The sequence below is a fragment of the Candidatus Andeanibacterium sp. genome (genome assembly GCF_057143545.1).
Genome location: NZ_DBNHSF010000166.1, coordinates 1 through 10363, shown reverse-complemented (window position 1 = coordinate 10363; position 10363 = coordinate 1). Strand labels below are relative to the sequence as shown.

The window sequence follows — 10363 nt, the reverse complement described above, 5'->3', positions numbered from 1 at the left end:
CCCCGCCCCATACGTGGCCGAGGCGCACAATCCGGCGCCCTCTCGACGCGCTTCAACCTTGCCCGGCGCGAGGCCGATGGCGACTGGCTCGACCAGGCCGAAGCGATCGATGGTGCGCCATCGAAATTGCGGACCACCGTCACCGAAGAACATCCCAAGTCGATCCTGACCTTCAACGCCTCGCCCGATCTCGGCTTCGACCGCTCGATCAACGCCTATCGCGGCTGCGAACATGGCTGCTCCTATTGCTTCGCCCGGCCGACCCATGCCTTTCACGACCTGTCGCCGGGGCTCGATTTCGAGAGCAGGCTGTTCGCCAAGCCGAATGCGGCAAGCCTGCTGCGCGAGGCGCTGGCCAGGCCCGGCTATGCACCCCGTCCGATCGCCATGGGCACCAATACCGACCCCTACCAGCCGATCGAAGCGCGCTACCGGATCACGCGGCAAGTACTCGAAATCTGCCTCGAAACCGGCCACCCAGCGATCATTACGACCAAATCGGACAGGGTTCTGTCCGATCTCGACCTGTTGCGGGAAATGGCGGCAAGGAACCTCGTGGCGGTAACGCTTTCGGTCACCAGCCTCGACCCGAAACTGTCCTCGACACTCGAACCGCGCGCCGCCGCCCCGGCCAAGCGGATCGCCGCGTTGGCATACCTTGCGCAGGCCGGCATCCCGGCCCATGTCTCGGTCGCACCGGTCATCCCGGCGATCACCGATGGAGAGATGGAAGCGATCATCGGAGCGGCCGCGCAAGCCGGCGCACAAAGCGCCAGCTGGATCCTGCTGCGCCTGCCGCATGAAGTCGCGCCGATTTTCCGCGAGTGGCTGGCAACCTATTACCCCGAGCGGGCGGGCAAGGTGATGGCGATCATCCGCTCGGCGCGCGGTGGGCGCGACAACGATCCGCGCTTCTTCAGCCGGATGCGCCCGCAGGGCCAGTGGGCGCAGCTGTTTCGCGATCGCTTCAGGCTGGCCTGCAAGCGCCAAGGCATTGCAAATGACAAGATCGAACTCGACTGCAATCGGTTCAAGCCACCCGCAAACGACCGACAGCTGCCATTGTTTCCGGACTGACGGCCTGTTAAGCCGCTTCCCTGAAAGGGCGCGCCAACCCCATGCGCTGCACCAACCGATATTCGGAGAGTCCATTAGATGAAAAAGCTTGCCCTGTTCGCTTCAGCCCTCGCGCTCGGCCTCGGATCGACTGCCGTTTCGGCGCAGGATGATGGCCAGATCCGCATCCTGCTCAATTTCGACGGCCCGGAGCTGACCCAGACGCTGGAGGCCATGGGCGCCACCTGGGAGCGCCGCAATGGCGACCAGGGACAGGCGATCTACATCGTCAAGCTGAAGAACGGCGCGACGGCGGTGGCCGCTCCGTCGATCTGCCGGGGGGAAATGGTCAATAGCGGGTGCACCGGGCTCAATCTCTATGCGCGCTTCAGCAAGCCGGAAGGCAAGACGCCGGGTGCCGTGGCGCAATTCGTCAACCAGTACAACCGGGGTCATGCGGCGACCATGGCGACCCATGACGGCCAGGGAAATGCGCAGCTAAACATGTATATCATCGCCGAACACGGGATTGCGCTCGCGAACCTGCGGACCCAGCTGACCGTGTTCGAAAGCGGGACGGGAAGCTTCAGCCGGGATCTCTACGCTCAGCCGGAATGATCAGGACTCCAGCACGTAATCCCTGAACTGGTCCCTCAGATCCTTCTTGCTGATCTTGCCGGTTGCCTGGTGCGGGATTTCCTCGACGAATTCGACCGCGTCGGGCAGCCACCATTTGGCGACCTTGTCTCGCAGGAAATCGACCACTTCTTCGGCACTTACCTGTGATCCTTCGGCCCGCACCGCGACCAGGATCGGGCGCTCGTCCCATTTGGCGTGGGGGATGCCGATGGCCGCGGCCTCGGCGATGCCGGGGTGGGCCACGGCGGCGTTTTCGAGTTCGACCGAGCTGATCCATTCGCCACCCGACTTGATCACGTCCTTGGTCCGGTCGGTGAGCTTGAGGGTCCCGTCGGGGAGAATGATCCCGACATCGCCGGTGTCGAACCACTGGTCGGCAGCGACCGCGTCGCCGTCGCCCTTGAAATAGCGCTTGACCACCCATGGCCCGCGCACCTGCAAGGCCCCGGCCGTCTTGCCGTCGCGGGGAAGCTCGACAGATGGATCGTCGAGGCTGACGCAGCGGATCTGGACCCCGAAAGGCACCCTACCCTGCAGCACTTTCACATCGACCTGGTCCTCGAAGGCGAGATCGTTCCAATCGGCCGGTTCCGAGCCGCAGGTTCCGATCGGCGAGGTCTCGGTCATGCCCCAGGCATGCTTCACCCTCACACCTGCCTTCATCAGCCGTTCGATCATCACCCGCGGCATCGCCGATCCGCCGACGATCGCTTCTTCGAGATGCGGCAGGCCGGTCCCGGTCTTGTCGAGATGCTGGAACATGCCGAGCCAGACGGTCGGCACGCCGGCCATGTGGGTGACCTTCTCGCGCTGCATCAGCTCGCAGATCAGGGTCGGGTCGTTGACCGCAGAATAGACCATCTTCGCGCCCACCGCCGCGCAAGCCCACGGCAGTCCCCAGGCAGCGGCATGGAACAGCGGCACCACCGGCAGCATGACCGAGCGCGGCTCGAGCGCCAGCAGGCTCGGCTGGATCGCGGCCAGCGCGTGCAACATGTTGGATCGGTGGGTGTAGAGCACGCCCTTGGGATTGCCCGTCGTACCGCTGGTGTAGCACAGGTGGCACGGTTCGTTCTCGTCGCCATCGACCCAGTCGCCATCGCCGTTCTCGGCCGAGATCAGCGCTTCGAACTCGCCGCCTGTCCCGGACTGCGATCCGGGATCGTAGCAGATGTAGTGCTCGATCGTGGTCCAGCGCGGCTTCATTCGCTCGACCAGCGGTGCGAACATGGCATCGTAAAACAGTACCCGGTCCTCGGCATGGTTGGCGATATAATCGAGCTGGTCCTCGAACAGGCGGGGATTGATCGTATGCAGCACCATGCCCGCGCCGGTGACTCCGAAGAAGCTCGACAGGTGATGCATATGATTCATCGCCAGGGTAGCGATCCGATCACCGGGGTTGAGCCCCAACCGCTGCAAGGCCTGGACGAGTCGAATGGCGTCGTGCCGCATGCCGGCCCAGTTGCTACGTGTCTCGCGGCCGTCGCTCCAGCGGCTGACAATCTCGCGTGCGCCGTGCTCGCGCGCGGCATGGTCGATCACATGGCCGAGCCGCAGCTTCCAATCCTGCATTGCACCGAGCATCGGCCTCTCTCCGAATGGCTGCTCAAGGACAGGATCCACAATGGCAAGCGGCAATTGGCTTGCCAAGCGGGATCATCGACGGCCGCTCAGGCCACCAGTCTCAGCCTGGCGCCGGCGGGCTTGGCCCTCAGCGAGACGCGCGAGACGCCCGGGATTTCCTGGATCTGTTCGGCAATATCGCCATCGAGGTCGAAATTGGTGCCCAGCCTCACCAGGGGGTGGCCCAACTCGCCGGCATGCAGCCTCGCCAGCACTTCTCCCTTCCCGCCGTCCGAGGGAACCAGCAGCATCTGCAATTCCCCGATCGCATCAGGGTCCGCGATTTCGAGAGTCAGCAGCATATGCGCCGCGTCCTTGACTTCCGCCAGCGGGCGGGCCTGGCGCACCGTCACGCGCGGTGGCTCATCCGGATTGGGGGCATCCAACTCCACCGTCAGCAAGACGCAAGTGCCGTCAACCGCCCAACGCTGGAAGCTTTCAACCAGCCCCTCTTCGAAGCAGGCGGCGCTGAATTGGCCCGAGGAATCCGAAAAATCGGCCCGGACGTAATCCTTGCCGGTGCGGGTCCTCAGACGCGCCACGCCTTCGACCATCGCCGCCATCATGGCCTGCGTCCGCCCACCGCCAGGCACCCCGGATTCCATCAATGCAGTGTAACTCATCGCGCCGTTGGCTTTGGCAATGGTCCGATACTGCTCGACCGGATGCGCGGCAAAATAGAAGCCGAAATTCTCGCGCTCCTTCGCCATACGCTCGGCACGGCCCCATTCCTCGGCCTCGACAAGGCGCAGGTTTGGCTCGGAATGATCGTTGCCGCCGAACAGGCCGGCCTGACCGCTCTCGCGCTCGCGCTCGGCGGCATCGGCGACTGCGAGCAGCAGATCGGCATTCGCCAGCACCTTGGCCCGATTGGGCTCGATGCTGTCGAACGCCCCGGCCCCGGCCAGCCCTTCGAGCTGACGGCGATTCATCGACCCGGGCGGCAGGCGGCGGAACAGGTCTTCGAGGGAATCGAAGCGTCCATTGGCCTCACGCTCGGCGACGATCGCATTCATCGCCTTTTCGCCGACATTGCGAATCCCGGCCAGGGCATAGCGCACCGCATGGCCCTCGTCGGTCTGCTCGACCGTGAATTCGGCTTCCGAGGCATTCATGTCGGGGCCTTCGAGGACGATGCAGTTGCGGCGCATGTCGTCGACAAAATGGCTGAGCTTGTCCGACTGGTGCATGTCGAAGCACATCGAGGCGGCGTAGAACTCCTCCGGATAGTGGGTCTTGAGCCAAGCGGTCTGGTAGGCGAGCAAGGCGTATGCGGCGGCGTGCGACTTGTTGAAGCCGTAGCCCGCGAACTTGTCGATCAAGTCGAACAGCTCGTTGGCCTTCTTCCCGTCGATCCCGGAAACGGCGGCGCAGCCCTCGACGAACCGCGCGCGCTGGGCATCCATCTCCGCCTGGATCTTCTTGCCCATCGCCCGCCGCAACAAGTCGGCATCGCCCAGCGAATAACCGGCCAGGATCTGCGCCGCTTGCATCACCTGCTCCTGGTAGACGAAAATCCCGTAGGTCTCGGCCAGGATGCCTTCGAGCCTGGGGTGCGGGTAGACGATCGGCTCGATGCCGGCCTTGCGCTTGCCGAACAGCGGGATGTTGTCCATCGGGCCCGGCCGATAGAGCGAAACCAGCGCGATAACGTCACCGAAATTGCTCGGCTTTACGGCCGTCAGCGTGCGCCGCATGCCTTCGGATTCAAGCTGGAATACGCCGACGGTGTTGCCGCTCTGCATGAGCTTGTAGACATCTTCGTCGTCCCACGGCTGGAGCGCGTCGAGATCGACCGCGATCCCGCGCCTGGCGAGGAGATCGGTCGCCTTGCGCAGCACCGACAGCGTCTTGAGGCCGAGGAAGTCGAACTTGACCAACCCCGCGCTTTCGACGTTCTTCATGTCGAACTGGGTCACCGGGATTTCTGAGCGCGGGTCGCGATAAAGCGGGACAAGTTGCGCCAGCGGACGGTCACCGATCACCACGCCCGCAGCATGAGTCGATGAATTGCGCGGCAGGCCCTCGAGCTGCATCGCCAGGTCGACCAGCCGCTTCACGTCGGGATCGCTGTCGTATTCGCGCTTGAATTCGCTGACGCCGTTGAGCGTGCGCGGCAATGTCCATGGATCGGTCGGATGGTTGGGCACCAGCTTGCACAGCCGGTCGACATGGCCGTAGCTCATCTGGAGGATTCGCCCGGTGTCACGTAGCACCGCGCGCGCCTTGAGCTTGCCGAAGGTAATGATCTGCGCGACATGGTCGTTGCCGTATTTCCGCTGGACATAGCGGATCACTTCGCCGCGCCGGGTTTCGCAAAAGTCGATGTCGAAATCGGGCATCGAGACACGTTCGGGGTTGAGGAAGCGTTCGAACAGCAGGCCGAGCCTTAGCGGATCGAGATCGGTGATCGTCAGCGCCCAGGCAACCACCGATCCAGCCCCCGAACCGCGCCCCGGACCCACCGGAATCCCGTTGTCCTTCGCCCATTTGATGAAATCGGCGACGATCAGGAAATAGCCGGGAAAGCCCATGCCGACGATGATATCGATCTCGAATTCGAGGCGTTCGACATACGGCTTGAGTTCCTCATCGGTCATTTCGCCATAGGTCTCGAGCCGCGCGGCGAGACCCCTGCGCGCATCCTCGGCCAGCTTCCTGGCCTCGGCTTCCAGGTCGCCCGCCAGGCTGGGCAGGATCGGTTCACGATAAGGCGGCGCCATCGCGCAGCGCTGGGCGATCACAAGGGTATTGGCGATGGCTTCGGGAAGGTCGGCAAACAGCTCTTCCATCATCGGAGCCGACTTGACCCAGGCCTCCGGAGCGCTGCGCGGCCGATCCGCCGCATCGAGATGGGTCGCATTGGCAATGCACAACATCGCATCATGCGCCGCGTGGAAGCTCGGATCGCCGAAATTCGCCGGGTTGGTCGCTACCAATGGAAGGTCTTGCGCGTAGGCCAGTTCGATCAACCCGTCTTCCGCCGCATCCTCGACCGGATTCTCCCTTCGCGCCAGTTCGATGTAGAATCGGCCAGGAAACAGCGCGGCAATCCTCTCGGCCAGTGCTTCGGCCGACGCTTTCCGGCCTTCGGCGAACAGCCTCGTGATTGCCCCTTCCGATGCCCCGCTGAGCGCGATCAAACCTTCGGTATGATTTTCGAGGTCCGCCAGCTGGACGTGCGGTTCGAGTTCAAGCGGTCGATCGAGGTGGGCCTTGCTGACCAGATTACAGAGATTTGCCCACCCCGTCTCGTCCTGGGCATAGAGCGGCAAATAATCGACTGCCTGCGTTTCATCGTCCCGGGCAATTCCCAGCAGGGCCCCGACGACCGGCTGGACACCGAGCTCGAAGCAGGCGGCAGCAAAATTGACCGTGCCGTAAAGTCCGTTGCGATCGCAGATCGCTATTGCCGGAAATCCCCGCTCTCGGGCGAGGCGGGCAATCGCCTTGGGGTCGATCGCCCCTTCGAGCATCGAATAGGAGGACAGGATCCGCAAGGGTACGAAGGGAGCAAAGGCCATCACCGAAACCTAGCCAAGGGCGCGGCGCGATCAAGCGCCACTGGCTCCCGCTTGGGGATAAGCACCGCTCTTGCAAAACTTCGCGAAAAGGGTTCCTCTCGCTCCGAGAAGCCGGGGAGAATCGCAATGACGGAACACCCTCTGAGCAGGGAGAATTTGGCCGCGATCAACGATCGGGCGAAGGCAATCATCAGCGACCCGAGGAGCGCATGGCCCCAGATTGCCGAAGAGAGGCTTTCGACCCAGGAGATTCTTCTCGACTACGTCCTGCCCCTGGCGGCGATCGGGCCCGTCGCAGGGCTGATCGGCGGACAACTCCTCGGTTACGGCTTTGTCGGCCTCAGGATCGGCCTCGGTGCGGCGATCGGGATGGCGGTCACGAGCTATCTCCTGTCGATCCTTTCGGTCTTTCTGATTGCCTTCGTGGCCAATTTCCTCAGCCCCAGATTTGGCGGCAATGACGATTTCGCCAGCGCTTTCAAGCTGTGCGCCTATGCCATGACCGCAGCCTGGCTGGCGGGCGTCTTCGCGCTGGTTCCGGTCCTTGCCATCCTCGGCTTTCTGGGACTCTACAGCATCTACTTGTTCTATACCGGCGTTGCGCCGATGATGGGTATCCCGGCCGACAGGGCCCTGACCTACACTGCCATCACCATACTGGTCGCCCTGGTCGTCAATCTCGTCATCAGTTCGCTTGCCACCGGAATCGGCGGAATGCCGCCAATGATGATCTGACAAGGGCTTAATCCTGCAGCGGCTCGCTGCGTCGCCGGTAGATGAAATCGAAATTGTCGGACCAGGTTTGCCCGTGATCGGCCGAGAATTCGCCGTGCTGGCGAACTTCATCGGCCGATATCGCCGTGTATGTCATCCGGATCAGGCCGTTCTCGCCATTGGGCCCCGAACCCGGCCACCAGCCGGTGAGGACCATTTCGCCATCGACCACACCGCCCGAAAACTCGACGCTGCCCGGCGCCGAACCGATCCACAACTGACGCCATTGCCCGGTGGAGGGGTCGTAATGCGACAGGCTGCTGCCGCCGGTTCCACGCAGCGGCAGCCACTGTTCGCGGATCGCGCAGCCCGAATGCAGCCGCTCGATGCGGCTGTTCGCGACCTGCCGCTCGGGGTTGGCGCGCGGATACACGTCCCATTCGCCGACCCAGAAATCGAATCCCGCGTGTTCATCGGTCGCGCAGGCTTGTGGTGGCGCGGTGGCTGCCTCACTTGCCGATTGTTGCGCAAACAGAGCGAGGACTGCAAAGGCCAGGTCCGACCCCATGACTATTCGAGGACTCCATCATGCAACCGCACCACCCGGTCCATCGCCATGGCGAGCCGCTCGTTATGGGTCGCGACCAGCGCCGCGCTGCCCTCGCCTCGCACCAGCCGCAGGAATTCGGCAAGCACCCGGTCGGCGGTCGCCTCGTCGAGATTGCCGGTCGGCTCGTCCGCCAGCACCAGCTGCGGATGGTTGGCGAGCGCCCTGGCCACCGCTACCCGCTGCTGCTCGCCGCCCGAAAGCTGGCTCGGACGATGGGTCAGCCGCCCGGACAGGCCAAGCGCGGCCAGCAGGCTGCGCGCACGCTCTTCCGCTTCGCTGCGGGACTTCCCCGCAACCATTTGCGGCAGGATCACATTCTCCTCGGCATTGAAATCGGGGAGCAGGTGATGGAACTGGTAGACGAAACCGAGGTGATCGCGCCTGAGCGTGGTACGGTCGCCGCCGGACAGGGAACTGGCATCGATCCCGGCGATCTCGATCTTGCCGCCGAACCCGCCTTCGAGCAGCCCGACCGCCTGCAGCAGGGTCGACTTGCCCGATCCCGAAGGTCCCAGGAGCGCGACAATCTCTCCCGGCCGCACGGCCAGGTTCACGCCGCGCAGGACGTCGATCTGCACCCCGCCCTGCTCGAAACTGCGGGTCAGCCCGGTCAGCCTGACGACTGGGTCACTCATAGCGCAGCACCTGCACCGGATCGGTGCTTGCCGCCTTGTAGGCCGGATAGAGCGTGGCGAGGAAACTGAAGACCAGTGCCATCACCACGATCGCCAGCACTTCGAACGGGTCGGTCCGGCTCGGCAGTTCGGTGAGGAAGCGGATCGAGGGATCCCACAGCTCGATCCCGGTCAGCCACTGGATCCCGTTAACGATCGGCTGGCGGAAAAACAGGAACACGAACCCGAGCACGAGCCCGGCGAGCATGCCGAGCGTACCGATCACGAACCCGGTGGTGACGAAGATCTTCAGGAGGCTGCGCCGCGTTGCCCCCATGGTCCGCAGGATCGCGATGTCGCGGGTCTTGGCGCGGACCAGCATGATCAGGCTCGAGAGGATATTGAACACCGCCACCAGCACGATGATCGAAAGCACGATAAACATCGCCACGCGCTCAACCGCCAGGGCTTCGAACAGGCTGGAATTGATCGTCTTCCAGTCCGAAACCGTCGCGCGTCCGGCGAGCCTCGCCTGCACCGGGGCAAGGATCTCGCCGACCCGGTCGGCGTCCTCGGTCTTGACCTCGATCATCCCGATCGTGTCGCCGATAAGCAGCAGCGTTTGCGCGTCGGGGATCGGCATGACCACGAAGGCCTGGTCGTAATCGTAGATCCCGACCTCGAAGATCGCCGCCACTTCATAGGCGATCTGGCGCGGCACCGTCCCGAATGGCGTCGAACGGCCCTGGGGGTTGATGATGGTGATCGTGTCGCCCAGTCGCGCCCCGATATTCTCCGCCAGCCGTGCGCCGATCGCGACCTTGTTCGCGCCGGGACGGAGCTGCGAGAAATCGCCAGAAAGCTTCTTCTCGGCCAGCCTTTCGATATCTTCCTGCGTATTGCCGCGCACAAGGATTCCTTCGACGCGGCCGTTGAAGGTCACCATCAATGGCTGTTCGATCAGCGGCGAGGCGCGCTCCACCCCGGGAGTTTCGCGCACATCCTCGAGGATTTCTTCCCACCCGTCGAGCCGCTGGCCATAGGCCTGGATGATTGCGTGCCCGTTCAGCCCGACGATCTTGTCGAGGAGCTCGGCGCGGAAGCCGTTCATCACGCTCATCACGATCACGAGCGCGGCGACACCCAGCATCACCGCGACCAGGCTGATCCCGGCGACCAGCGCGATAAACGCCTCGCCCCTACCGGGGAGCATGTAGCGCTTGGCAATCATCCATTCGAAAGGGGAGAGGATCAAGCGGCTGTCTCGCATTGCTGGAGTTTAGCGGAGTTAGAGATCAAACCTGGGAGAGGCAACCATGTGAGCGAGGTATTCCCCTTCCCCCTGGATGGGAGAGGGAATTTTACCTATTGGTGCAAATAGATCGCGCGTTCGTGGCTGAAGGCCTTGAACCCGAAATAGCCATGATAGCTGCCCATCCCGCTGCCGTTGACGCCGCCGAAGGGCAGGCGATTTTCGAGGTAATGCGAGAACACGCCATTGACGGTCGCGCCGCCCGACGAGGTCCGCTGCAGCACCTTTTCGACATTGCCTTCATCCGGGCTGAACACATAGAGCGCCA

General features: G+C 63.5%; 9 protein-coding genes. 3 read left to right on the top strand and 6 right to left on the bottom strand.

The window, feature by feature from the left end; translation table 11 throughout:
- Positions 1-9: 9 nt before the first annotated feature.
- Together AC16XC_RS09790 and AC16XC_RS09785 are read left to right on the top strand one after the other, a co-directional pair.
- Positions 10-1077, top strand: coding sequence for a PA0069 family radical SAM protein (locus AC16XC_RS09790; RefSeq protein ID WP_484034471.1), 1068 nt, complete (start codon positions 10-12; stop codon positions 1075-1077).
- Positions 1078-1155: 78 nt separating this feature from the next.
- Positions 1156-1674 (top strand): YbjN domain-containing protein, encoded by a 519-nt coding sequence (locus tag AC16XC_RS09785; RefSeq protein ID WP_484034470.1) that lies wholly within the window; start codon positions 1156-1158, stop codon positions 1672-1674.
- Here AC16XC_RS09785 and AC16XC_RS09780 read toward each other — a convergent pair whose 3' ends face one another.
- Complete coding sequence (locus AC16XC_RS09780) at positions 1675-3282, bottom strand: long-chain fatty acid--CoA ligase (RefSeq protein WP_484034469.1); 1608 nt, start codon at positions 3280-3282, stop codon at positions 1675-1677.
- 86 nt (positions 3283-3368) lie between these two features.
- A complete protein-coding gene (gene dnaE / locus AC16XC_RS09775; protein WP_484034468.1) occupies positions 3369-6845 on the bottom strand; it encodes a DNA polymerase III subunit alpha in 3477 nt (1158 codons plus the stop codon).
- A gap of 126 nt (positions 6846-6971) precedes the next feature.
- Between dnaE and AC16XC_RS09770 the strand changes: the two genes are divergently transcribed.
- Positions 6972-7580 carry a Yip1 family protein gene (locus tag AC16XC_RS09770; protein WP_484034467.1) on the top strand — a complete coding sequence of 203 codons (609 nt, stop codon included), beginning with the start codon at positions 6972-6974 and terminating at the stop codon, positions 7578-7580.
- 7 nt (positions 7581-7587) lie between these two features.
- Here the strand turns inward: AC16XC_RS09770 and AC16XC_RS09765 are convergent, their stop codons facing one another.
- The 4 genes from AC16XC_RS09765 to AC16XC_RS09750 form a co-directional block, all read right to left on the bottom strand.
- The gene (locus AC16XC_RS09765; RefSeq protein WP_484034466.1) at positions 7588-8127 is read right to left on the bottom strand and encodes a hypothetical protein; all 540 of its coding nucleotides are present in this window, start codon (positions 8125-8127) and stop codon (positions 7588-7590) included.
- Between the two features lie 2 nt (positions 8128-8129).
- A complete protein-coding gene (locus tag AC16XC_RS09760) occupies positions 8130-8804 on the bottom strand; it encodes an ABC transporter ATP-binding protein (RefSeq protein ID WP_484034465.1) in 675 nt (224 codons plus the stop codon).
- Positions 8797-10038, bottom strand: coding sequence for a lipoprotein-releasing ABC transporter permease subunit (locus AC16XC_RS09755; RefSeq protein WP_484034464.1), 1242 nt, complete (start codon positions 10036-10038; stop codon positions 8797-8799). Before AC16XC_RS09755 ends, AC16XC_RS09760 begins: the two co-directional genes overlap by 8 nt.
- A 110-nt stretch (positions 10039-10148) precedes the next feature.
- Positions 10149-10363, bottom strand: a 215-nt coding sequence (locus tag AC16XC_RS09750; protein ID WP_484034463.1) for an aldehyde dehydrogenase family protein, incomplete at its 5' end; no start/stop codon positions are given.